This is a genomic window from Actinoplanes sp. NPDC049316, assembly GCF_040677315.1.
Taxonomy (GTDB): domain Bacteria; phylum Actinomycetota; class Actinomycetes; order Mycobacteriales; family Micromonosporaceae; genus Actinoplanes.
Window position 1 is genome coordinate 38,762 of record NZ_JBFAQM010000043.1, and the last position, 23,573, is coordinate 62,334.

General features: G+C 72.9%; 21 protein-coding genes. 8 read left to right on the forward strand and 13 right to left on the reverse strand.

Features of this window, described 5'->3' with window-relative positions:
• Window positions 1-13: 13 nt before the first annotated feature.
• Both AB0K03_RS38230 and AB0K03_RS38235 read right to left on the reverse strand, forming a co-directional pair.
• On the reverse strand, window positions 14-2,569 hold the full coding sequence (locus AB0K03_RS38230; RefSeq protein WP_364696081.1) for an ABC transporter permease: 2,556 nt from the start codon (window positions 2,567-2,569) through the stop codon (window positions 14-16).
• Complete coding sequence (locus AB0K03_RS38235; protein WP_364696132.1) at window positions 2,566-3,294, reverse strand: ABC transporter ATP-binding protein; 729 nt, start codon at window positions 3,292-3,294, stop codon at window positions 2,566-2,568. Before AB0K03_RS38235 ends, AB0K03_RS38230 begins: the two co-directional genes overlap by 4 nt.
• A 219-nt stretch (window positions 3,295-3,513) precedes the next feature.
• Here AB0K03_RS38235 and AB0K03_RS38240 point away from each other — a divergent pair, with 219 nt between their 5' ends.
• The 3 genes from AB0K03_RS38240 (at window position 3,514) to AB0K03_RS38250 (ending at window position 6,564) form a co-directional block, all read left to right on the forward strand.
• The gene (locus AB0K03_RS38240) at window positions 3,514-4,689 is read left to right on the forward strand and encodes a histidine kinase (RefSeq protein ID WP_364696083.1); all 1,176 of its coding nucleotides are present in this window, start codon (window positions 3,514-3,516) and stop codon (window positions 4,687-4,689) included.
• The gene (locus tag AB0K03_RS38245) at window positions 4,686-5,324 is read left to right on the forward strand and encodes a response regulator (RefSeq protein ID WP_199512923.1); all 639 of its coding nucleotides are present in this window, start codon (window positions 4,686-4,688) and stop codon (window positions 5,322-5,324) included. The genes AB0K03_RS38240 and AB0K03_RS38245 overlap by 4 nt, the downstream gene beginning before the upstream one ends.
• Window positions 5,325-5,400: 76 nt before the next feature.
• Window positions 5,401-6,564 carry a PQQ-binding-like beta-propeller repeat protein gene (locus AB0K03_RS38250; RefSeq protein ID WP_364696086.1) on the forward strand — a complete coding sequence of 388 codons (1,164 nt, stop codon included), beginning with the start codon at window positions 5,401-5,403 and terminating at the stop codon, window positions 6,562-6,564.
• Here AB0K03_RS38250 and AB0K03_RS38255 read toward each other — a convergent pair.
• From AB0K03_RS38255 to AB0K03_RS38275, 5 genes are all read right to left on the reverse strand, one after another.
• Window positions 6,527-6,691: a TetR-like C-terminal domain-containing protein gene (locus AB0K03_RS38255; protein WP_364696089.1), complete on the reverse strand. Its 165-nt coding sequence runs from the start codon at window positions 6,689-6,691 to the stop codon at window positions 6,527-6,529. The genes AB0K03_RS38250 and AB0K03_RS38255 overlap by 38 nt on opposite strands.
• Before the next feature lie 41 nt (window positions 6,692-6,732).
• Window positions 6,733-7,191, reverse strand: a complete 459-nt coding sequence (locus AB0K03_RS38260) for a GNAT family N-acetyltransferase (protein WP_364696092.1) — start codon at window positions 7,189-7,191, stop codon at window positions 6,733-6,735.
• An 83-nt stretch (window positions 7,192-7,274) separates the two neighbouring features.
• A complete protein-coding gene (locus AB0K03_RS38265) occupies window positions 7,275-7,775 on the reverse strand; it encodes a MarR family transcriptional regulator (RefSeq protein ID WP_364696095.1) in 501 nt (166 codons plus the stop codon).
• Between the two features lie 29 nt (window positions 7,776-7,804).
• Window positions 7,805-8,407 (reverse strand): DUF305 domain-containing protein, encoded by a 603-nt coding sequence (locus tag AB0K03_RS38270; RefSeq protein ID WP_364696098.1) that lies wholly within the window; start codon window positions 8,405-8,407, stop codon window positions 7,805-7,807.
• A complete protein-coding gene (locus AB0K03_RS38275) occupies window positions 8,392-9,138 on the reverse strand; it encodes a lytic polysaccharide monooxygenase (RefSeq protein WP_364696100.1) in 747 nt (248 codons plus the stop codon). Before AB0K03_RS38275 ends, AB0K03_RS38270 begins: the two co-directional genes overlap by 16 nt.
• A 137-nt stretch (window positions 9,139-9,275) precedes the next feature.
• On the opposite strand from AB0K03_RS38275, the gene AB0K03_RS38280 reads away from it, so the two are divergent.
• A complete protein-coding gene (locus tag AB0K03_RS38280) occupies window positions 9,276-10,598 on the forward strand; it encodes an EAL domain-containing protein (protein WP_364696103.1) in 1,323 nt (440 codons plus the stop codon).
• Between the two features lie 16 nt (window positions 10,599-10,614).
• Window positions 10,615-11,277, forward strand: a complete 663-nt coding sequence (locus tag AB0K03_RS38285; protein ID WP_364696106.1) for an HAD-IA family hydrolase — start codon at window positions 10,615-10,617, stop codon at window positions 11,275-11,277.
• Here AB0K03_RS38285 and AB0K03_RS38290 read toward each other — a convergent pair.
• The 3 genes from AB0K03_RS38290 to aceA all read right to left on the reverse strand — a co-directional run bounded on the left by AB0K03_RS38290 (window position 11,264) and on the right by aceA (window position 15,830).
• The gene (locus tag AB0K03_RS38290; protein ID WP_364696109.1) at window positions 11,264-12,742 is read right to left on the reverse strand and encodes a mannitol dehydrogenase family protein; all 1,479 of its coding nucleotides are present in this window, start codon (window positions 12,740-12,742) and stop codon (window positions 11,264-11,266) included. The two genes, AB0K03_RS38285 and AB0K03_RS38290, sit on opposite strands and share 14 nt — an antisense overlap.
• A gap of 182 nt (window positions 12,743-12,924) precedes the next feature.
• Complete coding sequence (gene aceB / locus AB0K03_RS38295; protein ID WP_364696112.1) at window positions 12,925-14,541, reverse strand: malate synthase A; 1,617 nt, start codon at window positions 14,539-14,541, stop codon at window positions 12,925-12,927.
• A complete protein-coding gene (gene aceA / locus AB0K03_RS38300; RefSeq protein ID WP_364696114.1) occupies window positions 14,541-15,830 on the reverse strand; it encodes an isocitrate lyase in 1,290 nt (429 codons plus the stop codon). Before aceA ends, aceB begins: the two co-directional genes overlap by 1 nt.
• 130 nt (window positions 15,831-15,960) lie before the next feature.
• On the opposite strand from aceA, the gene AB0K03_RS38305 reads away from it, so the two are divergent.
• Window positions 15,961-17,415 (forward strand): helix-turn-helix domain-containing protein, encoded by a 1,455-nt coding sequence (locus AB0K03_RS38305; protein ID WP_364696117.1) that lies wholly within the window; start codon window positions 15,961-15,963, stop codon window positions 17,413-17,415.
• A gap of 80 nt (window positions 17,416-17,495) precedes the next feature.
• Here AB0K03_RS38305 and AB0K03_RS38310 read toward each other — a convergent pair whose 3' ends face one another.
• From AB0K03_RS38310 to AB0K03_RS38320, 3 genes are all read right to left on the reverse strand, one after another.
• Complete coding sequence (locus AB0K03_RS38310) at window positions 17,496-17,888, reverse strand: hypothetical protein (RefSeq protein WP_364696119.1); 393 nt, start codon at window positions 17,886-17,888, stop codon at window positions 17,496-17,498.
• Window positions 17,889-18,069: 181 nt separating this feature from the next.
• Window positions 18,070-18,597 (reverse strand): helix-turn-helix domain-containing protein, encoded by a 528-nt coding sequence (locus AB0K03_RS38315; RefSeq protein WP_364696121.1) that lies wholly within the window; start codon window positions 18,595-18,597, stop codon window positions 18,070-18,072.
• 91 nt (window positions 18,598-18,688) lie between these two features.
• On the reverse strand, window positions 18,689-20,860 hold the full coding sequence (locus tag AB0K03_RS38320; RefSeq protein ID WP_364696134.1) for a glycoside hydrolase family 9 protein: 2,172 nt from the start codon (window positions 20,858-20,860) through the stop codon (window positions 18,689-18,691).
• 283 nt (window positions 20,861-21,143) lie between these two features.
• Between AB0K03_RS38320 and AB0K03_RS38325 the strand changes: the two genes are divergently transcribed.
• Together AB0K03_RS38325 and AB0K03_RS38330 are read left to right on the forward strand one after the other, a co-directional pair.
• Window positions 21,144-21,833: an alpha/beta hydrolase gene (locus tag AB0K03_RS38325; RefSeq protein WP_364696123.1), complete on the forward strand. Its 690-nt coding sequence runs from the start codon at window positions 21,144-21,146 to the stop codon at window positions 21,831-21,833.
• Window positions 21,830-23,458, forward strand: coding sequence for an isovaleryl-CoA dehydrogenase (locus AB0K03_RS38330; protein ID WP_364696125.1), 1,629 nt, complete (start codon window positions 21,830-21,832; stop codon window positions 23,456-23,458). Before AB0K03_RS38325 ends, AB0K03_RS38330 begins: the two co-directional genes overlap by 4 nt.
• Window positions 23,459-23,573: the final 115 nt, after the last annotated feature.

The following is a 23,573-nucleotide window of genomic DNA, read 5'->3' on the forward strand; positions in this document are numbered from 1 at the left end:
GGGTCGCGCCCGCTCAGTCGGTCGCCAGCGCGGCGACCGGGCTGACCTTGGCGGCGCGCCGGGCCGGGAGCACCCCGGCCAGGGCCGTGAAGAGGACCAGCGCCGCGAAGACCCCCACCAGCTGCCCGATCGGCAGCTCCAGCGGGGCGTTGACCCCGAGCGCCTTGAGGAACAGCCAGGCGTACGGGACGCCGAGCAGGACGCCGATCGTCGCGCCGATGACGCCGTACAGGCTGGACTCGGCGGTCAGCATGGAGCGCAGTCCGCCGCGGGAGAGCCCGACCGCGCGCAGCAGGCCGGACTCGCGGACCCGCTCGACCACCGACAGCGCCGTCGTGGTGCCGACGCCGACGACGGCGATGAGCACGGTCAGGCCGATCAGGCCGATGACCACGGCCAGGACGCCGTTGAGCACCGCGTTCGCCTCGTCGCGCTGGTCGGCGAGCACCTCCACGCCCAGCCCGGTGCGCCCCTGGGCGAGCTGCTGCATCGCCTTCTGCCCGGCCGTACGCCCGTCCTCGCCGGCCTTCGCCGCGTCGGCGAGCAGGCCGGAGGCGGTGGCGGGGGCGCCGAGCTTGGTCAGGTCGGCCGGGTCGGCCAGGACGTCGGACTGCAGCGGTCCCGAGTCGGGCAGCGTGGCCACGACCTGGACCTGCAGCTTCTTCTTGCCCACGGCGAGCGTGACGGTGTCGCCGACGCCGAGGCCGGTGACGTCGGTGGCGAACCCGCCGAGCGCGACCTTGCCGGGCCCGATGCCGGCCAGCGACCCGTCCGTGACGTCGATCTTCGACAGCGTGGGCAGCGCCTTCATGTCCAGATCGCTGGCCTGCAGCGTCGGCTCGGCGCTCCCCGCCTTGACGGCCGGCAGCCGCCGGTACGGCGTCACGTGCGTCAGATCGGGGCTGGCCTTCGCCTGCTCCAGCACGGCGGCGGGAACCCGCTCGTCGCCGTTGGCGGCCAACTCGTAGTCCGCCGGCACCGACGTGGCCATCTCCCGATCGGCCAGCACCCGGACGGACGCGCCGGTCACCACCACACCGGCGATCAGCGTGACGCCGAGGGCCACCACGACCGACACCGCGGCCGCCCGCCGGGGAGCGCCGCCGACCCCGCCGACGGCGAGGCGTCCGAGCGGCCCGAGGCGCCGCAGCGGCCAGCCCACCGTGGCCAGGACGGGCCGCACCAGGACCGGGCCGAGCGCCATCAGCGCGAAGAACGCGAGCGCGCCCGAGGCGACGGTGGTCAGCAGCATCGACGAGGGGTCGTAGTCCTTCGTGTCGCGCCCCGGCAGGTTCATCACCACGAACGCCGCGGAGAGCCCGGCGAGGAGGGCGAGCAGGATGCCGAACGCGGCGCGCAGCTTGCCGATGTCCTTGCGTCCAGCGGTGGTGCTCGCCGCGCGCAGCGCCTCCAGAGGCGCGACCTTGGCGGCCGTGAACGCCGGGGCCAGCACCGCCAGCACGGTGATCACGGTGGACAGCAGCACGACGCCGAGCGCCGGCAGCAACGGGACACCCGGGGAGGCGACGTCGATGTCGAACGCGCGCAGCAGCGGCGGTACGGCGTGCCCGACCGCCAGCGCACCGGCGACCCCGACCGTGCCGACGACGAACCCGATCACGGCGCCCTCGACGGCCAGGGCCCGCCACAGCGAGCCGCGGCCCGCGCCGACCGCCCGCAGCAGCGCCAGCTGGCGCATCCGCTGGGCGAAGACGATGCGGAACGTGGAGGTGGCGACCAGGGCCGCGGCTACCACCGCGATCGCGACGAACATGCCGACCGCGATGAAGATCTCGTCGAGCTCGGAGACCGCGTTCTGCGCCTCCTGGTGGCGGATGTCGGCGCCGGTGGAGACCTTGGGCCGCTCCATACCGTCCTTGGGAGCCGGCGCGGCGGCGATGAGATTCTCCGCGGCGGCGCGCACCGAGTCGAGGTCGGTGCCGGGGTTCAGCCGCAGGTCGACCTGCTGCAGCGTGTTCTCGCCCGAGAGGGTGGTCACCGCACTCTGCGGCGCGTACGCCGAGAAGCCGTAGTCGGCCGACGCCTCCACGATGCCGACCACCTTGACCTTCGCGTGCTTGGTGGGCTTGCCGTCGTCGTCCCACCCGGTCGTCATGCTGACCGTGGAGCCGATGGGCAGCCCCATCCGGTCCGCCGTCCGCGGCGTGACGGCGACCTCACCGGAGGCCGACGGATAGGCGCCCTGGGTGACGTGCACGGTCGACAGCGGGCCGCTGCCCGGGTCGGCGACGACGCTCAGGTACTGCCCGCCGACGTCGCCGCCGGCCTCGACCCGCCCGACCGCCTCGGCGACCCCGGGCAGGGCCTTGAGCTTCGCGAGATCGGCCGTGGTGACGAGTGCGGACGGCCCGTCCGGGCTGCTGCCCACGGCCAGGTCGACGGCGGCCGGGGTGCCGCTGAGGCCGTCCAGGACGGTGGCCTTGGTGATGTCGCGGGCCAGCACCGTCGCGTAGACCACGAAGGACGCGACGAGCACCGCGAGACCGGTGAGCAGCAGCCGGGAGGGACGCCGCGCGGCTCCGGCCAGCTGGGTACGCAGCACGCTCACTGGTGGCTCCCCAGGCTCTGCAGGGCCTCGGTCACGGCGGCGCGGTCCGGGCGGTCGATCTCACCGGCGATCCGGCCGTCAGCGAGCAGGACGACGCGGTCGGCGTACGCGGCGGCGCCCGGGTCGTGGGTGACCATCACGATGGTCTGCCCGAGATCGCGTACGGAGTTGCGCAGGAACGACAGCACCTCCGCGCCCGAACGCGAGTCCAGGTTGCCGGTCGGCTCGTCGGCGAAGACGACCTCGGGGCGCGACACCAGCGCGCGGGCCAGCGCGACGCGTTGCTGCTGGCCGCCGGAGAGCTCGCTGGGCCGGTGGCTGAGCCGGCCGGTGAGCCCGAGCACCTCGCTCAGGTGGGCGAGCAGCCCCCGCTCGGCGGTACGGCCGGCCAGGTCCAGCGGCAGCGTGATGTTCTGCTCGGCGGTCAGCTGGGGCAGCAGGTTGAACGACTGGAAGACGAAGCCGATCCGCTCCCGGCGCACCTTGGTCAGCACCTTGTCGGGCTGCACGGTCAGGTCGGTGCCGCCGAGCATGGCGCGCCCGGAGGTGGCCTTGTCGAGGCCGGCGAGGCAGTGCATGAGCGTGGACTTGCCGGAGCCGGACGGGCCCATGATCGCGGTGAACTGGGCGCGGGTGAAGCCGACCGTGACGCCGTCGAGGGCGCGTACGGCGGTGTCGCCGGTGCCGTACACCTTGACGAGGTCCACGGCCGCCACGGCGGTCATGCGCTCGTCCGGGCCGGCGCCGGCGGAGGTCGTCGGCACGACGGCCGGGGACTGCGGGTACATCGGTTTGCCTCCGGAATGGGGATCTGTGCGAACGCTGAGAATCCTGCGGCAGGCCGGGCCCCGCCCACATCGGTCCGCAGCGGGGGCCGCCGCCGGGCGTGGATCTGCCTTTCGGCCGATGGGAGCCCCGCGAGCAGGCATTACGCTCGAGTCACGATGTTGACGCAACGCGACCTGCTGTTCCGCCTCGCCCAGTTCGCCGCCCTGTTCCTCATGGCGTGCATCGGCCTCTTCGACCTCGCGTCCGGCATGGCGGACAGCGGTGCGCTGGTGCTGCTGCAGGTACCCATGGCGATCGCCACCGCGGCGGTCTGGCTGCCCCGGCACCGCCAGGGCTCCAAACGCCTGCCCCGGACCGCGCTGATCCTCGCCGTCTGCTCGCTGTTCCTGACCGTGGTGGTCGCCTCGTCGACCTCCGGGTACAGCGGAGGCAGCTACGGCCTCGCCGAGACGGTGGGCCTGATGGGCGTGCTGTTCGTCGTCTGCCGGCGCGGCGACCCGCAATGGGCGGTCGGCGCGGTGCTGGCGCTCGGCATGGCGCTGGGCTTTCTGCCGCTGCGCAGCGGCGCCTCCTACGAGATGGTCATCATCGGGCTGGTGCAGGGCCTGGCCGCCACCGCGGTCATCGGCGCCGGCGTCTACCTGCGGATGATCGAGTCGACCCGGAACCGGGCCATGGACTCCGTCCGCGCCGAGCAGCGCGCCGAGTTCGCGCGCGACCTGCACGACTTCATCGCCCACCACGTCACCGGCATCGTGGTGCAGGCGCAGGGCGCGCGCTTCATCGCCGAGCAGGACCCCAAGCGCGCGCTGATCGCCCTGGAGCAGATCGAGGCCGCCGGCGCGGAGACCATGGCGTCGATGCGGCGCATGGTCGGCGTGCTGCGCGACCCGAACGCGTCGCCGGACGCCCCGCTCACCCCGCTGGCCGGCGTGGACGAGCTCGGGCCGCTGCTGGAGCAGTTCACCAACTCGGGCGGCCCGCTCGCGCGGCTGCACGTGGACGGCAGCACCGCGGGGGTGCCCGTGGAGGTGTCGACATCGGCGTACCGGGTGGTGATGGAGGCGCTGACGAACATTCGCCGGCACGCGCAGGGCGCACGGGTGGCGGACGTCTGGGTCCGGCGTACGCCCGACTGGCTGCTGGTCCGGGTCGCGAACGACGGATTGCCCCCCAGGGCCGCCGCGCAGCGCGAGGCGCCGGGGTACGGTCTCGTGGGCCTGCAGGAGCGGGTCCGCGCGGTCGGCGGGCGCATCACCGCCGGGCCGGGCATCGACGGCGGCTGGGTGGTCGACGCGGCCCTGCCGTTGGACCAGGAGGTGACGCGGTGATCCGCGTGATGATCGCCGACGACCAGGCGATGGTACGCACCGGCTTCGGCATGATCATCGGTGCGCAGCCCGACATGGAGCTGGTCGGCGAGGCGGCCGACGGGGTCGAGGCGGTGGCCATGGCGCGCAAGCTGAAGCCGGACGTCGCGTTGTTCGACATCCGCATGCCCCGCATGGACGGCCTCGAGGCGCTGCGGCTGCTCGCCGGCCCGGGCGTCGCCGACCCCATGAAGGTCGTCGTGGTGACCACCTTCGACCTCGACGAGTACGTGCACCAGGCGCTGCGCAACGGCGCGGCCGGCTTCCTGCTCAAGGACTCGGGCCCGGCGCTGCTGGTCGAGGCGGTCCGCGCGGCGGTCTCCGGCGACGCGCTGATCAGCCCGTCGATCACCGTACGGCTGCTCGAGCACCTGTCCCCGCCCGCCCCCAGCGACGACGACGGTGGCCTCTCACCGCGCGAGCTGGACGTGGTGAAGCTGGCCGCGCGGGGGCTCACCAACGCCGAGATCGCGACGCAGTTGTTCATCTCGGTGGGGACGGTCAAGACGCACCTGGGCAGCGTGCAGACCAAGCTCGGGGCCCGCAACCGGGTGGAGATCGCCGCCTGGGCCTGGGAACGCCGCCTGGTCAGCTGACCCCCGATCGGGCGATTCCCGCGCACGGTCGGGCAACCCGCCACGCGCGTCATGATCTTCGCCGACGATCGTGGCCATGCAGCTCACCCGACCCGCCCGCCTCGGTCTCGCCCTGGCGACCGCCCTGGCCGGCCTCGTCCTGCCCGCCTCACCGTCCCCGGCCGCGGCGCCGCCGGAGAACTGGGCCCAGGACGGCTACGGCCCCGGCCACACGTCGTACAACCCCACCGAGTCGGTGATCAACTCGTCGACGATCACGAAGCTCAGGACCCGCTGGACCGTCACCCCGGAGCCGGCCACCGACGGATGCGCGCCCGCCCCGGTCGCGCCGGTGGTCGTGGCCGGGCGGATGTTCGTTCTGGAGCCCGACGGCGGCGGTGTCGGCGCCTTCGACACGAAGACCGGCAAGCGGTTGTGGACCTACACCGCCGGATACGTCGTCGCCACGGGTCTCGCGGTCGCGGGAAGCACGGTGCTCGTCACTGACCTCAACTGTTACTCCAACAGCAGCTACGACAGCAATGTGGTGGCCCTCGATGCCGCGACCGGCACCGAGCTGTGGAACAACCTGACGCCTTGGACGACCGGCACCATCGTCGTGGACGCCGGCGCGGTCGCGGTGTCGGGCTACTGCGGAACCTGCGACGACGCCGAATACGGGGTCGAGGCGTTCCGGCTCTCCGACGGCGCCTCGCTGTGGCGGCGCCCCAACGCCGTTCTCGCCGGGCCGGTCTCGTCCGGTGGCCGCGTCCTGCTGGCGGGCACCCGGAGCCCGTACACCGCGGCCGTGTCGATCACGACCGGGACCGGCCCGTGGACGACCGGCCTGCGCTACTCGGCGAGCGCGGCGGATCCGGCGCGTCCCCAGTTCTACGTCAGCGGCGCCGCCGGGCTGCGCGCGCTGGCCACCGCGACCGGGAAGACACTGTGGACGGTCGGGAACGAGTCGGGCGAGCTCGCCACCGACGGCCGCCGGGTGTATGTCGCCTCGGCCGGGCGGATCAACGCGTACGACACCGCGAAGGGCAGGCTGCTGTGGACGCGGGTTCTCAAGAACCCGCATCACCTGGTCCGCGCCGGCGGCCTGCTCTACGCCACCAGCGGCGCCTCGCTGCTGGTCCTCGCGCCCACGAGCGGACGGACGATCCGCGCGTTCGGTACGGCGAGCGAGCACGTGGTCGTCGCGGGCGGCCGGCTGTACGTCACGAACGGGCGCACGGTCCGGGCGTACACGCCGTGATCAGCGCCTCCACCGGGCCGGGGCCGACCGGTTCGCCGGTCACGAGCACCCGGTGGTGGATCGGGCCGACCAGCCGGTCCACCAGCACGTCGAGGTCCGGGTCCGCGGGCGGTTCGCCGCGCTCCACCGCGCGTTCGAGCGGCCTGCGGTCGCGGGCCCGCTGAGCGGCTACTCCCCCGCCACCGCGATCCAGTAACGGCGGACCCGGCCGATCTCCGTGTCGCGGATGTCCTCCAGCACCCCGCCGTTGCGCTCGATCGTGCGGCGTGAGCCCTCGTTCGCCACGTTGCAGGTCAGCAGCACCCGATCAAGACCCAGGCTCTTCGCGTACGGCAGCACGCCCGCCAGCGCCCACGACGCGAGGCCGCGGCGGCGGGCGGCGGGGCGCACGCCGTAACCGATGTGCCCGCCGGCTTCGAGCAGGAAGTCGTTGAGCTCGTGTCGCAGCGCGATCGCGCCCAGCACCTCGTCGTCCTCGACGACCCACCAGTAGGTGCAGTGCACCCAGCCCGGCGCGGGCGGGACAGCCGGGTCCGACTCGCGCAGCAGCTTGCGGACGAACGCCGCGAAGCCGTCCGCCGTGTCCACCTCGTCGCCGGGGCGCAGGCCGGAACCGTCCTGGTGCACGCCGTGACCCAGTCGTCGCGCGCGGCCAGCCAGGCACGGTGCAGGCGGGCGGTCGGGGCGATCAGCTCGGGCATGCAGGCAGGTCAGGCGCGGCCGGCCGGTCCCGCGACCTGGCTCGACCCGCACGCCTCGATGCGGGTCATGATGCGCCGGGCCATGTCGCCGAGCCGGGCCAGGTCGTCGGGGCTGAGCGCGTCCAGGACGAGCGCCCGGACGGCGGCGACGTGACCCGGCGCGCTCTGCCGTACCTTCTCCCAGCCGGTTTCGGTCAGCACCGCATTGGTGTAGCGGCCGTCCTCCGGGCAGGCCTCGCGTTCGATCCAGCCGCGTGCTTCGAGCCGCTTGACCACGTGGGACAACCGCGAGAGGGAGCCGTTGGCGAGGGCGGCCAGCTCGCTCATCCGGCGGGTGCGCCGCGGCGCCTCGGAGAGGTTGGCCAGCACGAGGTACTCGAAGTGGCTCAGGCCCGAGTCGCGCTGCATCTGCGCGTCCAGGGCCGCCGGGAGGCGCAGGAGCAGGCCGCCGACCGGCAGCCAGGACTCGAGCTCGCCGGCGCTCAGCCATCGGGTGGGTTCGGCGCTCACCGGCCCATCGTACGTTCGTTTTTGAAGCTTCAACTAGGTCCGGCGAGGGTGAGCAGGCGCCGGATCTGTCCCTGTCGCGCCGCGGTGATCTGCCCGGCGAGCGCCTTGGCCGGTGGGTACTGCCCGCCGGCGGTCTCCATGCGTGCCACCTCGACACAGTTGTGCAGGTGACCCAGGAGCAGGCTGACCGCCTTACGGTCGAACTCCGCGCCGCGGGCCGCGGCCAGCTCGCCGATGTCGGCGTCGCGCAGCGAGTGCAGGTCGCCGTGGCCGGCGTGCGCGCCCGCGTCCGGATCGGCCGAGGGCGGCTGCTGCCAGCCGGTCAGCCAGCGCTGCATGGTCCGCGCTTCGTCGCGCCACTGGTCGCGCACCTCGGCGGCGAGCGCCCGGACCCGCGGATCGGACGCGCCCTGCGCGGCGGGTGACACGACGAGCTCGCCCTGCCGGACGTATTCGAGGCTCATCTGCAGGAACATCACGTCGGTCGGGTTGTGGGCGGGCGCCGGCGGGGCGGCCGGCGACGCGCCGCACGCCGCCAGCATCGTCAGCAGGACCGCGACCATGAGGGTGGGGGCGGATCCCCGGCGCCGGCCGTGGATCCGCCCCGGGTACGTCGTCAGATCCGTTCCCACAGCGCGGGCACGTTCGGCGGCTCCCAGCCGGCCAGCGCGGTGTGCGCCTGCCGGCAGCGGTACGTCGCACCGCCGTAGGTGACCACGTTGCCGGACGCGTACGCCGTGCCGGCCTGCCACGTCCCGCCCGCCGGCGGCTGTGTGGGCGGCGGGGTGGTGGGCGGTGTGGTCGGCGGGTTCGTCGGCGGCGGCGTCGTGGGCGGCGGCGTGCTGCCGCCTCCGCCGATGTTCAGGTCGACGCAGGCGTAGAACGCGTTGGCCGTGTCGGCGATGTTCCACCGGGCGAGCACGGTCTGCCGCCCGCGGAAGCCGCCCATGCTGACGGTGTGCGACTTGGTCGCGCCCGGCTGCGCGCCGCCGTCGTTGAAGGAGGCCAGCCGGGTACCGCCGATGAAGTACTCCCACGTGCTGGTGGCGTGCCGTGCCGTGAGCACCCAGTTGAACGTCACGGACGTGCCGACCGAGGCGGCCGGCCAGTTCCTGCTGTTGTCGTTGAGAACGGCGAAGCGGCTGCCACCGCCGTTGCACTGCATGGAGCCCTTGGGGGCCTCCACGCTCTGCGGCTCGTAGATGATGTCGCCGCAGTTGGGGACGGCGCCGCTGGCGCAGTTGGCCTGGCGGCTGGGGGGCGAGGAGATGTAGCCGTGCGCCGAGGCGGGGGCCACGGCGACGAACAGGGAGGCGCCGACGGCGGCGACGCTCAGGAGGGGGAGGGTGATTCTGCGTCTCATGAAGGGCTCCTCTTCATGGGGGACGGCGAGCCGGGCGTGGGGGCGACCGACCCGCCGCGGGGACCGGGGACGTATGGGGGACCTCCCCGGCTGTTCGCCCAACATAATTTAAAGCTTGTTAACAGTAAATAGAACTAATGAAGATTCTCGATGCGTGCACCCGTCCCGGCAGCGGGCGGATTAAGGTACGGCGCGCCGCTGCCGATACCGACGGAGTGCCGGACATCCACCACGTGATCGACTCCCGGGCCATCACCCCCGTCTTCCAGCCGCTGGTCTCGCTGACCACCGGCGACCTCGTCGGATACGAGGCGCTGAGCCGCGGCCCCGCGGGCACCCCGTGGGAGTCCCCCGCCACCCTGTTCGCGGCCGCCCGGACGGCGGGACGCGACAGCGAGCTCGACTGGGTGTGCCGGGCGGCGGCATACCGCGCGGCGCTCGCGGCGGACCTGCGTACGGCCCTGTTCGTCAACATGGAGCCGACGTCCTGGCGTACGCCCTGCCCGCCCGACCTCGCCGGCGTGGTCGCCGAGGCCCAGCGGCGCCTGCACGTGGTCACCGAGATGACCGAACGCGTGCTCGCCGACGACCCGTCCGCCCTGCTCGCCGCGACGACGAGCTGCCGCGCGGCGGGCTGGGGCGTGGCCCTCGACGACGTCGGCGCGGACCCCATGTCGCTGGCCCTGATGCCGTTCGTGCATCCCGACGTGGTGAAGCTCGACATGTCGCTGCTGCACTCGCCCACCGAGCGGCACACCGCCGAGGTGGTCGCCGCCGTCGCCGCGTACGCCGAGGCCAGCGGCGCGACGATCCTCGCCGAGGGCGTCGAGACCCCCGAGCACGAGCTCACCGCCCGCACCATGGGTGCCACCGTGGCGCAGGGCTGGTACTACGGCCGGCCCGCGCCGCTGCCGGCCGCTCCCCCGGCGCGTACGGCTCCCCTGCCGCCGGTGTGCGCGCCGGCGGCCGCCTCCGGGACGCCGTACGAGATCGTGGCCGCGCACCGCCCGGTGGTGGAGACGACCAAGTCGGTGCTGATGCCGATCAGCCACCACATCGAGGCCCTCGCCGACGGTGGCCAGGTGCTGCTCGCCTGCTTCCAGGACGCCCGGCACTTCGGACCGGCGACGGCCCGCCGCTTCGCCCGGATCGCCGCCGGCAGCCCGCTCGTCGCCGCCTTCGGCACCGGGCTGGCCGCCGAGCCGGCCCCGGGCGTCCGCGGCGCGGGCCTGGACGCCGCCGACCCGCTGCGCGGCGAGTGGAACGTCATCGTGGTCGGCCCGCACCGCTCGGTCGCCCTGGTGGCGCGCGACCTGGGCGACACCGGTCCGGAGGCGGACCGGCGCTTCTCGTTCGCCGTCACCCACAACCGCGACCTGGTGGTGGCCGCGGCGCGCTCGCTGCTGCAGGCGATCACACCGGTCCGCGCGGCGGCCCTCGAAGGCCTCGTCGCCGCGTAGCAGTAGCATCCCCGCCATGGCCCGGCCGGTGATCTTCGACCTTTATCACACCCTGATCCACGGCGCCGACGAGGAACGGGACCGGGTCGTCGCCGAGATGGCGCCCATGGTCGGCGTGGCCCCCGACGCGCTGGTCGAGGCGTACCACCGCAGCTGGCGGGACCGGATCGTGCGATGGAGCGTCGAGGACACCATCCGCATCCTCAGCGGACGCCTCGGCGCCCACCCCACCGACGAGCAGGTGGCGCGCGCCGCGGAGCACCGGCGGGCCCTCGTCCGCCGGATCCTGGACACCGTGCCCGCCACGACGCTGCGCACGCTCGACTCGCTGCGTGCCGACGGGCATCCGCTGGCGCTCGTCAGCAATGCCACCTCGGACACCGCCGAGGCGTGGCGGCACAGCCCGCTGGCCGACCGGTTCGACGTCGTCGTGTTCTCCTGCGACGTCGGGGTGGCCAAGCCCGATCCGGCCGTCTACCGCACCGCCACCGACCGGCTCGGCGCCGATCCGGCGGACTGTCTCTTCGTCGGCGACGGCGCGGACGGCGAACTGGCCGGCGCGGCCGCGGCCGGCATGGCCACGCTGCGTGTCACCGAGCTCAACGACACCGATCCGCACTGGCAGGGACCGGCGCTGGCTTCCATCGGGGATCTGCCGGCTCTGCTCAGGAGGCGGTAGCCAGCTCCTCCAAAGTGGCCCGCGCGCCGTTTGTGTGCAGGGACGCCAGCACCGAGCGGTACGTCGACACGAAGCGTTCGTTCTCGGCGAGGGCCCCGAACAGTTCGCGGTTGGCGATGAAGGCCAGCGGGTCCTCGCGCTGGCGGCGAGCGAGCGGCACGAGCGTGTCCGCGAACCGGTCCACCACCTCGATCGGCTGTCCCTGCTCGTCGACGCCCTCGGCGTAACGGGCCCAGGACGCCACGACCGCCGTCGCGCGCAAGATCTCCCCGCCGGTGTCGAGGTTGTGGCGGATCACCGGCAGCAGCCACTTCGGGATGCGGTCCGAGCTTTCCGCGCACAGCCGGGCGACGGTGTCTCGCACCTGGGCGTTGGAGAAGCGGTCGATGAGCTGGTGCTTGTACTCGTCCAGGTCGATGCCCGGCACCGGCTCCAGCGTCGGGGTGGCTTCGCGGTCCATGTACGCCAGCAGGAAGCCGGCGAACAGCGGGTCCTGCGCGACGTCGTGCACGAGCCGGTAGCCGCTGAGGTAGCCGAAGTAGCAGAGCGCCTGGTGGCTGGCGTTGAGCAGGCGCAGCTTCATCAGTTCGTACGGCTCGACGTCGGCGACCACCTGCACGCCGGCGTCCTCGAAGGGGGGCCGCCCCTGCGGAAAGACGTCCTCGAGCGCCCACTGGGTGAACGGCTCGCACACCACCGGCCAGGCGTCGTCGACGCCCCACCGCTTGCGGACCTCCTCGCGGTCCTCGTCGGTGGTGACGGGCGTGATGCGGTCCACCATGCTGTTGGGGAAGGCGACGTGCTGCTCGACGTACTCGCCGAGCGCCGGGTCGCGCAGGGTGGCGAACGCGACGAAGCTGCGCCGCGCGGCGTGGCCGTTGCCCTGGATGTTGTCGCAGCTCATGATCGTGAAGGGCGGCACGCCCCGGTCGCGGCGGCGGGCCAGCGCCTCGGTGATGAGGCCGAACGTGGTCCGCGGCACGGCGCCGGGCTGCAGGTCGTGCTGCACGTCGGGGTTCTCGGCGACGAACTGGCCGGTGACCGCGTTGAAGTTGTAGCCGCCCTCGGTGACGGTCAGCGAGACGATCCGGGTCTGCGGCGCGGCCATCTTCTCGATGACCGCCTCGGGGTCGTCCGGCGCGAACAGATACTCCTTGACGGAGCCGATCACCCGGGCCTCGAGGGTGCCGTCGGGCGCCTTGACGACCAGGGTGTAGAGCCCGTCCTGGGCCACCAGCGCGTCGCGCATCCGCCGGTCCGCCGGCATCACCCCGACGCCGCAGATCGCCCAGTCCAGCGCCTTGCCGTCGCTCATCAGCCGGTCGAGGTACATGGCCTGGTGGGCACGGTGGAAGCCGCCGACGCCGAAGTGCACGATCCCGGTCCGCAGCGCCCCGCGGTCGTACGACGGCACGGGCAGGCCGTCCGCCAGGGACGGCAGGTTCTGGGCAGTCAGCGGCAACATCGGTGTGTCCTCCCAGCGGTGCTCGACGGGCCTGACGCCCACAGCATCGCACCCGGGAGGGGCCCTCGCCCGGCCGCGGCGAGGCAGGATCTTCGCACCGTCGATGAACCCGGGCACCCGCGCCGCGGCAACGGTCACGGCCCGGCGGCGCACCGCCGCCGGGCCGTTCGCGTTCCTGCCGGTCAGACCGTCAGGGCCGGTGCCGTGGCGGGCTTGTCACCGGTCATGTGCCGCAGGTACGCGGGCAGGGTGAGGAATTCCGGGCAGGTCCGCTCGGTCAGCAGGACCGTGAGCAGGGTGCGGGCCTGCCCGAAGCAGCGGGCGGCGTCCTCGTCGAGGGCGCCGGTCTCGGCGAGCACGTCGAGCTCCTCGCGCAGCATCCGGGTCACCAGGCCCGCCGTGACCGGCACGCCGTAGTCGGTGGGGGTGCCGTGCGAGATCCACTGCCAGAGCTGGGCCCGGCAGATCTCGGCGGTCGCCGCGTCCTCCATCAGGCCGCCCAGCGCCACGGCGCCCCGGCCGCCGAGCCAGGCGGCGACGTACCGCAGGGCCACGCTGACGTTGGTGCGCAGGGCCACCTCGCTGACGGCGACCGCGGTCTCCTTGACGTCCAGCAGCTCCTTGGCCGTGACCCGCACGTCGTCGCGACGGCGCACGATCTGGTGCGGCTCGAAGCCCAGCCACTGGTCGAAGACCTCCTTGCAGGTCTCCACCAGGCCCGGGTGCGCGACCCAGGAGCCGTCGAAGCCGTCGCCGACCTCGCGCCGCTTGTCCTGCCGGACCTGGTTCAGCGCCCGCTTCGCCGCGACCGGGTCGCGGCTGGGCACGACGGCGGCCATGCCGCCGATCGCGTGGGCCCCGCGCCGGTGGCAGGTCTTGACCAGCAATTCCGTGTACGCCCGCATGAACGGCGCCGTCATCGTCACCTGCGAGCGCTCCGGCAGCACCACGTCCGGCCGGTTCTTGATCATGCTGAACAGGTAGTCCCACCGGCCCGCGTTGAGCCCCGCCGAGTGCTCGCGCAGCTCGTACAGGATCTCGTCCATCTCGAACGCCGCGGTGATCGTCTCGATCAGCACCGTCGCCCGGATCGTGCCGCGCGGGATGCCGAGGGCCTGCTGGGCGTAGACGAAGACGTCGTTCCACAGCCGCGCCTCGAGGTGGCTCTCGAGCTTGGGCAGGTAGAAGTACGGCCCGCTGTCCCGCTCGATCTGCTTGCGGCCGCAGTGGAACAGGTACATGCCGAAGTCGAACAGCGACGCGGACACCGCGCGGCCGCCGATGCGCAGGTGGCACTCCGGCAGGTGCCAGCCGCGCGGGCGGACCATGATGGTCGGGATCTCGGCGCCGATCTTGTACTCGCGGCCGTCCGGGGCGGTGTAGTCGAGCGTGCCGTCCAGCGCGTCGCGCAGGTTCAGCTGCCCGGTGATGATGTTCTCCCAGGTCGGCGCGGTGGCGTCCTCGAAGTCGGCCATCCACACCTTCGCGCCGGAGTTCAGCGCGTTGATCGTCATCTTGCGCTCGGGCGGCCCGGTGATCTCGACCCGGCGGTCCATCAGGTCCTCGACCGGCGGGGCGACCGTCCACGAGTCGTCTTTACGGATCGCCTCGGTCGACGGCAGGAAGTCCAGCTCCGTGGTGCGGGTGGCCCGCCGGCGCCGGCGCCGCTCGAGCAGCTGCACCCGGCGGGCGCCGAACTCGCGGTCCAGCGCGACGACGAAGTCGATCGCCTCGGGGGTGAGGATCTCGGCGTACCGGCCCTGGCTCTCGCCGCAGATGGTGACCTCTTCGCCGCCCATCAGAACTGCTCCTCCTCGGTCGAGCCGGACAGCGCGGTGGTCGAGCTCTCCGGGTTCAGCGCGGTCGAGACGGCGTCGAAGTAACCGGTGCCGACCTCGGCCTGGTGCTTGGTCGCGGTGTAGCCGTCGGACTCGGCCGCGAACTCGGCCTCCTGCAGCTTCACGTACGCGCTCATGCCGGTGGTCGAGTAGCCCTTCGCCAGCTCGAACATCGAGTGGTTGAGGGCGTGGAAGCCGGCCAGCGTGACGAACTGGAACTTGTAGCCCATCGCGCCGAGCTCCTTCTGGAACCGCGCGATCGTGGCGTCGTCGAGGTTGCGCTTCCAGTTGAACGACGGCGAGCAGTTGTACGCGAGCATCTTGTCCGGGTGCACCTTGTGCACGGCCTCGGCGAACTGCTTGGCGAACTGGAGGTCCGGCTTGCCGGTCTCCACCCACAGCAGGTCGGCGTAGTCGGCGTACGCGACGCCGCGCGAGATGGCCGCCTCGGGGCCGCTGCGCACCCGGAAGAAGCCCTCGGCGGTGCGCTCACCGGTGAGGAACGGCTTGTCACGCTCGTCCACGTCGGTGGTCAGCAGGTCCGCGGCGAGCGCGTCGGTCCGGGCGATGACGACGCTCGGCACCCCGGCGACGTCCGCGGCCAGCCGCGCGGCGTTGAGCGTACGGATGTGCTGCCCGGTCGGGATGAGCACCTTGCCGCCGAGGTGGCCGCACTTCTTCTCGGAGGCCAGCTGGTCCTCCCAGTGCACGCCCGCGGCGCCCGCGGCGATCATCGCCTTCATCAGCTCGAACGCGTTGAGCGGGCCGCCGAACCCGGCCTCGGCGTCGGCCACGATCGGCGCGAACCAGTCGCGCTCGTGCCGGCCCGCGGCGGTGTCGATCTGGTCGGCGCGCAGCAGCGCGTTGTTGATCCGGCGCACCACGGCCGGCACCGAGTTGGCCGGGTACAGGCTCTGGTCCGGGTACGTGTGCCCGGCCAGGTTGGCGTCCGCCGCCACCTGCCAGCCGGAGAGGTAGATGGCCTTGAGGCCCGCGCGGACCATCTGCACCGCCTGGCCACCGGTGAGGGCGCCGAGCGCGTTGATGTACTCCTCGTCGTGCAGCAGCTCCCACAGCCGCTGCGCACCGCGCTCGGCGAGCGTGTGCCGCTCCTGCAGGGTCCCGCGCAAGCGCACGACGTCCTGGGCGGTGTAGTCACGCTTCACGCCGAGCCAACGGGGATCGCCGGCCCACGCCCGAGTGAGGTCCGCGGCGGTACCGCCCCTGACTTCGGTCAGCTGATCAGTCATCTCAAAAGTTCCTTTCCTACTACCCGGCCTGCTCTCCGGTGGAAGAACTCGACTGTTGCGCAGCCCGCAACCCCTGATGAAGGCAAATGTGAGGAGAAGAAACGCAGAATTTCTGCTAGCGTCAATTCCCGTGACGGCTTCACCTTCCGAGACCTCAGTCGATCTCGTGACCCTCGGGCAGCGGCTGCGCCATCTGCGGCGCTCGAAGAACATGACCTTGGACCAGCTCAGCGCGGCGGTCGGGCGGGCGCCCTCGCAGCTGTCCCTGATCGAGAACGGCAAGCGCGAACCCAAGCTCAGCGTGCTGCAGGCGATCGCGGCGGCTCTCGGCGTACCGATGCAGGACCTGTTGCGTCCCGAGGCGCCGAGCCGGCGCGCCGGGCTGGAGATCGAGCTGGCCCATTTCCAGCGGGAACCCGCCTACAGCGCGCTCGGCCTGCCGGTCGTGCGCGGCGGGCGGCGGCTGCCGGCCGACGCGCTCGAGTCGCTCATCGGCCTGCACCGGGAGCTGACCCGGCTGCTGACCGAGCAGAGCGCCACGCCGGAGGTGGCCCGCCGGGCCAACCAGCAGCTGCGGGAGCGGATGCGCCGGCGCGACAACTACTTCGCCGACGTGGAACAGGCCGCGGCGAAGGTGCTGCAGGCGGTGAAGCACGCCACCGGCCCGCTGTCGCAGCGCGGCATCCTCGACATCGCGGCGCACCTCGGCTTCACCCTGCACTACGTGCCGGACCTGCCCGGCTCCACCCGCTCGGTCTCCGACCTGCGCAACCGGCGCATCTACCTGCCGCAGGTCGCCAGCAACAAGGGCCACGACCCGCGCGCGGTGGTGCTGCAGACCCTCGGCCACTTCGTGCTCGGCCACAACGACCCCGCCGACTACGGCGACTTCCTGCGCCAGCGCGTCGAGGCCAACTACTTCGCGGCGGCGCTGCTGATGCCGGAGAAGTTCGCCGTCGACTTCCTGCGCGACGCCAAGGCCGACCGGGCCCTCGCGATCGACGACTTCCGCGACGCGTTCGGCGTCTCCTACGAGACCGCCGCCCATCGCTTCACCAACCTGGCGACCCACCACTTCGGCATCCCGGTGCACTTCTGCCGGGTCCACGAGAGCGGCACCGTCTACAAGGCGTACGAGAACGACAACGTCCGCTTCCCCGCCGACGTCACCGGCGCGATCGAGGGCCAGCCGGTGTGCCGCAACTGGGCGTCCCGCACGGTCTTCCAGGCCCCGGACCCGTACTCGTCGTTCTACCAGTTCACCGACACGGTCGGCGGCACCTACTGGTGCACGGTCCACGTCGAGGCGACCGGCTCCGGCCTCTTCTCGGTCACGGTCGGCACGCCGTACGAGCACGCCCGCTGGTTCCGCGGCGGCGACACGACGCGGCGCACGGTCTCCCGCTGCCCGGACCCGGACTGCTGCCGGCGGCCGCCGGCCGACCTGGTGCGCCAGTGGGAGGGCAACGCGTGGCCGAGCGCCCGGGTCCACTCGCACCTGCTGGCGGCGCTGCCGCCGGGCACCTTCCCGGGCGTCGACCAGCAGGACGTCTACGAGTTCCTGCAGCGCCGCGCCGGGTCGTGACGCGGCGCGCCCGGGCGCGGTGACCGCCGGAACGGCTCACCGCACCCGGGCTCGATTCGCACCGGTCACACGAATTGTCGTCAGCGCACGAGAAGCGTGTAATTCGGCGCCACTCCGGTGCGGCAGCGGAATGTCGTCCACACCTTCCGGTCCACGCCGTCGGCACCCACGCGCGCGCATTCCGCACGCGGGTCGGCCACCTCGTTGTAGAGCGCGGTGTAGACCTGCGTCTCGGAGGCCGCAGCGGTCGTGCGCGGCGTGTACGTGACGATCAGATCGTCGCCGGCGAACCCGTGGCGGATGTGCGTGCCGGTCCACAGACCCACGGCCTGACCTGCGGCGGCGATGACCTCGGCCCGGCCGAACCCGTACGTGCCCAGCAGATCGGTCACCGGCGCGGGCGCGGCGTGGGCGGCGCCCGGGACGAGCAGAGTGGCGGCGGCCGCGGTGGCGGCCAGGGCGGTGCTTCGCATTTCTCGGCATCCTCCGGAATACGGCTGCGGGGTTCTTCCCGCAGCACTGTGTCCAACCGCGGGAGGGTCATCTCCGCAGCGGCTGGAAATCACCGTAGAAGCCGGCGCCGGCGTGCGATGCAAGCAAGCTCACACCAAATGGAGAAGAAGCTGTTACACCATTTCGGACGGCGCCCGTGAGCTAGGGGGCGATGCCCTCGAGAGCGAGGGTCAGCAGCCGGTCCGTCTCGCCCGGCCCGCCGTGCCCGGTGGCCACCGCGACGCCGTTGACCAGCGTCAGCAGGTCGGTCACCGAGATGTCCCGGCGGACCGTGCCGGCCTGCACCGCTCGGGTGAGCAGGCCGTCGCCCGCCTCGGCGAGCATCGCGACGCAGGCGTCGCTGTGGTGCGGGCCCGGCAGCAGCGACGCCGCCAGGCCGCGGGTCGACGTCACGTACGCGCCGAACTCGCGCAGCCATGCGACGAGGGCGGCGTACGGGTCCGGCGCGCCGGTCAGCTCGCGGGCCCGCCAGCAGACGCCCTCGACGCGCTCGTGGAAGACCGCTTCGAGCAGGGCCGCCCGGCTCGGGAAGTGGCGGTGCAGGGTGGCCGAGCCGACGCCGGCGCGGCGGGCGATGTCCTCCAGCGAGGCGTCGGCGCCGTCCCGGGCGACCACCTCCGCGGCGGTGGCCACGATCCGGTCGGCGTTGCGCCGTGCGTCAGCCCGCACACCCACCCCCCGGAAGTCTCGCGGCGCCAAGCATCGTACGACGCGGAGGCCGCCGCGCCGAGCGCAGCGGCCTCCGGCCGGGGACGGGACGTCAGTGACGGCCGGCCACCGACGCCACGAACGCCGCGTTCCAGGCCAGCGCCGAGTTCCAGTTGATGGTCAGCTCGTTCGTCGACCAGGACTGGATGTCGTCGATGTAGCAGAACTGCGCCACGCAGCCGGTCAGCTTGCTCTGCGCGTACGGGTCCTGGATCGACGAGTTCGCGCCGCCGGCGAGCGAGCCCTTCGGCGGGTTCGGCAGGGCCGGGTCGAGCTCGTGGGCGTACCAGCGGCTGTGCTGGTTGTGCGAGCTGACTTCGCCGTAGCCGGTCACGTAGGACTGGTTGAGCGCGTTGCGGCCCAGCAGGTAGTCCATGCCCTCGAGCACCGCGTCGCGGTACACCGGGCGCCGGGTCAGGTCGTACGCCGAGGCCAGCACCTGCATGTTGTTGAGGATCGCGCTGTTGGAGCCCCAGTCCCACATGTTGTTCGCGGGGGCGTACGGCACGCCGTACCCGTGCGCCCGCTGGATGGCCAGGTACTTGTCCGCACCGGCGACCACCGACGCGCGCACCCGGTCCAGGCCGGGCAGCTTGTTCGGCACGAGCGCCAGGTCCAAGCGGCCGGCGGCCGCGGTGTTGCCCCAGTCGAACGCACCGGAGCCGAACACGTCGGCTGTGTGCACCGGCGAGGCGAGCAGGAAGTCGGCGTACTGCTTCTGCCCGGTGGTGAGGTACAGCTCGGCGGCCGCCCAGTAGAAGTCGTCGTCGACCTTGTCGTCGTTGTACGCGCCACCGCCGGTGCCGTCGGTCACCGGGGCGTAGCGGGCCGGGTCGGCCTGCGCGGCGGCGAACGCGGTCTTCGCGGCGGCCAGCGCCTTGCGGGCGAACGCCGGGTCGTAGCGGTGGTACAGCCGGGCCGCCTGCGCCGCCGTGGCGGCGAGGTTGAGCGTCGCGGCCGTGGACACCGGGTGCAGCTCACGCGGCTGCGGGTCCAGGTGCGGCAGGAGCGGCAGTCCGGTCCAGTTCTGGTCGTGGATCTTGTGGTGCGCCATGCCGGCGAGCGGCTGCCCGGCCGGCACCTGCATCTTCAGCAGGAAGTCGAGCTCCCATCGGGCCTCGTCGAGGATGTCGGGAACCCGGTTGCCGCTCTCCGGGACGGCGAGGGCCGGCGTGCCGGCACGGGTACGCAGGCTGCGCTCGTACTCGCTGAGCAGCTGCCACGTGGAGATGCCGCCGTTGACGACGTACTTGCCGTGGTCGCCGGCGTCGTACCAGCCGCCCGTGACGTCGAGGCGGTAGTCGCAGACGCCCGGCTGGCAGGGCACGTTCCCGTCGCCCTGGTTCGGTGCGACGTCGACGTGGCCGGCGGGGCGGGCGTACCCGGGCCGCAGGTCCTCGCGGATCTCGATGCCGCTGCGCTGGGTGTAGAAGAACTTGAGCGAGTCGGCGCGCAGCTGCGCGTACGCGGCGCCGCCCAGGTCGAACGGCCGGCTCGTCTCGCCGTCGGCGACCAGCGTGAACCCGCTGCCGCCCTTGCGGTAGCGGCTGAAGTCGATGGTGTGCACGTTCTGCCCGGAGGACACGTCGACCCCGCGCGGCGTGCTGGTGCCGCGCGCCACGACGGCGCCGGCGGCGTTCTTGAGCTGCCACGGCAGGGCGGCGGTCGCGTCGGTGACGAGCGTGGCGCGCTTCGGGCCGTCGGGCAGGTAACCGACCTGGTTCACGCGCACCCGCGGGCCGGTGTCGGGGACGTACACCTCGGGCGGGACGCCGCCGAGCAGCGAGACGTCGTCGACGCAGAAGGTCCACGGGTCGGCGCTGCCGCCGATCTGGAACGCGACCTGCGCCTGGTCGGTGGTCGCGGGCGCGGCGAAGGTGAACGAGTACGTGTCGCCGGCCGCGGTGAGGGCGGGCGACGCCTCGAAGTAGGTGGTGTAAGGCTCGGCGGAGAGCCCGACGAGGGCCCGCGCGACACTGCCCCCGGGGTTGCCGGAGGCCCGGAACGAGAACCGGTAGTTCTCGCCCTCGACCAGGTCGATGTCGTTCTGCCCGACGATGACGTCCCACTTGTTCGTGGTGTTGCCGGGCACGGCGGTGCAGGCCTGCCCGTCGGTCAGCGTCAGGGGATTCGGGGTGGACCACCACGGGGCGGTCCCGCTGGCGAATCCTCCGTTGACCACCTGCTCCACCTCATCGGCGAGAGCGGGCGCGGAGGGCGCCACGGTGAAGGCCGCCGCGAGAACAGCGACGGCGCCAAGAGCACGTATCACGGACAGGTCTCCTTGGGAGCGCTTCCATAGGCCGGTGCAGATATGTTGATGCGCACGTCACACACTGTCAACACCTAGGAAACCACTGGTGAAGCAAGACCTCGCACTCCCCGCGCCGTCCTCCGGCGCACCCGTCGACGCAGAAGCCCCTCGGCGGCACCACCGCTGACGCCCGTTCGCTGAAGGCACAACGGCTTCGCTGGCCGCGCGGCGGCGGATCCGGGAGGGTCGGGGCATGCCCGCCTTCGTCCTCGTGCACAGCCCCTCCGTCGGCCCGGCGACGTGGGCCGCCGTCGCCGACCGGCTCCCCGGCTCGGCCGTGCCCGACCTGACCGGCGTCGCGGACGCCGGGCCACCCTTCTGGCCGAGCGCCGCCGAGATCGTCGCCGCGGCGATCGCGCAGCTGCCGGCCGAGGCCCCGGTCGTCCTCGTGCCGCACAGCAATGCCGGGCTGTTCCTGCCGGCGATCGTGGCTGCCTCGCCGCGCCCGGTCGCGGCCTGCGTGTTCGCCGACGCGTCGCTGCCGGACCGGGACGGGCCGACCCCCGTGGCCGACGCCGAAGGGCTGGCGTTCCTGCGGGAGCGGGTCGGCGACGACGGCCGGCTGCCGCCGTGGACGCACTGGTTCGACGAGGCCGAGGTCGCGCCGATGTTCCCGGACGCCGGCACGCGGCGGCTCATCGAGGACGAACAGCCCCGGCTGCCCTTGGCGTACTACGAGCAGCGGCTGCCCGTGCCCGGCGGCTGGGATCAGCGGCCGTGCGCCTACCTGAAGTTCAGCGAGCCGTACGACGGGGACGCGGCGGAGGCCGCCGGCCGCGGGTGGCCCGTCGAGGTCGTTCCCGGCGCTCACCTGCACCAGGTCGTCGACCCCGACGCCGTGGCCGCGGCGATCGACCGGCTCGGGGCTAGATTGGTCGCGTGAGCGCGTCCACCCATGAGGTCGTGAACCAGCCACCGCCGCTGACCGGGCACGACATCGCCGCCGATGCCGCCCTGCTGGACGCGGTCGCCCGCGAGGGCGCCGGGTGGGCGGCCGACGACCTGCACCGGCTCGGCAAGCTAGGCGGGCAGAGTGAGCCGCAGCGCTGGGCCGAGGAGGCCAACCGTCACGAGCCGCGCCTGCTCACCCACGACCGGTACGGCCACCGCGCCGACGAGGTCGACTTCCATCCCTCATGGCACCGGCTGATGGACGTCGCGGTCAGCGAAGGGCTGGCCGGCGCGGCGTGGTCGGACCCGCGGCCGGGGGCGCACGTGGCCCGGGCCGCCGCCCTGTACACGTGGAGCCAGGTCGAGGCGGGACACATCTGCCCGGTGTCGATGACGTACGCCGTGGTGCCCGCGCTGCGCCACGACGCCGGCCTGGCCGCCGCGTACGAGCCGTTGCTGACCAGCCGCGTCTACGACCCGGGGCTGCGGACGCCGCAGACCAAGCGGGGCCTGCTCGCCGGCATGGGCATGACGGAGAAACAGGGCGGCTCCGACGTGCGCGCGAACTCCACCACCGCCACGCCGGCCGCCGACGGCAGTTACCGGCTGCGCGGGCACAAGTGGTTCACCAGTGCGCCGATGTGCGACCTGTTCCTGGTGCTCGCGCAGGCGCCGGGCGGGCTCACCTGCTTCCTCGTGCCGCGGGTGCTGCCCGACGGCACGCGCAACACGTTCCGCATCCAGCGGCTCAAGGACAAGCTGGGCAACCGCAGCAACGCCAGCAGCGAGCCCGAATTCGACGACACGGTGGCGTGGCGGGTCGGCAACGAGGGGCACGGCGTCCGCACGATCATCGACATGGTCGCGATGACCCGGCTCGACTGCGTGACCGGCTCGGCGTCCGGGATGCGCGCCGCGCTGACGCAGGCCGTGCATCACGCCCGGCACCGTTCCGCCTTCGGCGGCCCGCTGATCGCCAAGCCGCTGATGCGCAACGTCCTGGCGGACCTGGCGGTGGAGACCGAGGCCGCGACCGCGCTGACCCTGCGGCTGGCCGGGGCCGTGGATCGAGGGGTACGCGGTGACGCGGCCGAGCGTGCGTTCGGGCGCCTGGCTATCGCGGCCGGCAAGTTCTGGGTGTGCAAACGCCAGCCCGCGGTCGTGGGCGAGGCCCTGGAGTGCCTGGGCGGCAACGGGTACGTCGAGGATTCGGGGCTGCCGCGGCTCTACCGGGACGCGCCGCTGAACTCGATCTGGGAGGGCTCGGGCAACGTGCAGGCGCTGGACGTGCTGCGTACGCTGCGCCGCGAGCCCGGCAGCCTGGAGGCGTTCCGGGCCGAGGTGGCCGCGGCGCAGGGCGCGGACCGGCGCCTGGACGCGGCCGCGGCGGCCCTGGTCCCGCTGCTCACCGCCGAGGACCTGGAAGGGCAGGCTCGCCGGGTCGTGGAACGGATGGCCGTCGTGCTGCAGGGCGCGCTGCTCGTCCGGCACGCGCCGGCGGTGGTCGCGGACGCGTTCTGCGCGAGCCGGCTCGGCGGCGACTGGGGGCACACCTTCGGCACGCTGCCCGCCGGCGCCGGCACCGGGGCTCTCGTCGAGCGTGCCCTGCCCGCCTGATCCGCCGGGGGACGGCTAGGTGTACTGACCCGTGAGGTTGGGGACGCGGCTTGAGGGTGGTTGGCCGCCGAGTGCGGTGTGCCCGCGGTGGTGATTGTAAGAGTGGATCCAGGCG

Bases quoted from the DNA above. Each gene is read 5' to 3' on its own strand.
- AB0K03_RS38235 (WP_364696132.1), bottom strand. From the start codon at position 3,294: ATGACCGCCGTGGCGGCCGTGGACCTCGTCAAGGTGTACGGCACCGGC.
- AB0K03_RS38240 (WP_364696083.1), top strand. From the start codon at position 3,514: ATGTTGACGCAACGCGACCTGCTGTTCCGCCTCGCCCAGTTCGCCGCC.
- AB0K03_RS38250 (WP_364696086.1), top strand. From the start codon at position 5,401: ATGCAGCTCACCCGACCCGCCCGCCTCGGTCTCGCCCTGGCGACCGCC.
- AB0K03_RS38275 (WP_364696100.1), bottom strand. From the start codon at position 9,138: ATGAGACGCAGAATCACCCTCCCCCTCCTGAGCGTCGCCGCCGTCGGC.
- AB0K03_RS38280 (WP_364696103.1), top strand. From the start codon at position 9,276: ATGAAGATTCTCGATGCGTGCACCCGTCCCGGCAGCGGGCGGATTAAG.
- AB0K03_RS38285 (WP_364696106.1), top strand. From the start codon at position 10,615: ATGGCCCGGCCGGTGATCTTCGACCTTTATCACACCCTGATCCACGGC.
- AB0K03_RS38290 (WP_364696109.1), bottom strand. From the start codon at position 12,742: ATGTTGCCGCTGACTGCCCAGAACCTGCCGTCCCTGGCGGACGGCCTG.
- aceB (WP_364696112.1), bottom strand. From the start codon at position 14,541: ATGGGCGGCGAAGAGGTCACCATCTGCGGCGAGAGCCAGGGCCGGTAC.
- aceA (WP_364696114.1), bottom strand. From the start codon at position 15,830: ATGACTGATCAGCTGACCGAAGTCAGGGGCGGTACCGCCGCGGACCTC.
- AB0K03_RS38310 (WP_364696119.1), bottom strand. From the start codon at position 17,888: ATGCGAAGCACCGCCCTGGCCGCCACCGCGGCCGCCGCCACTCTGCTC.
- AB0K03_RS38325 (WP_364696123.1), top strand. From the start codon at position 21,144: ATGCCCGCCTTCGTCCTCGTGCACAGCCCCTCCGTCGGCCCGGCGACG.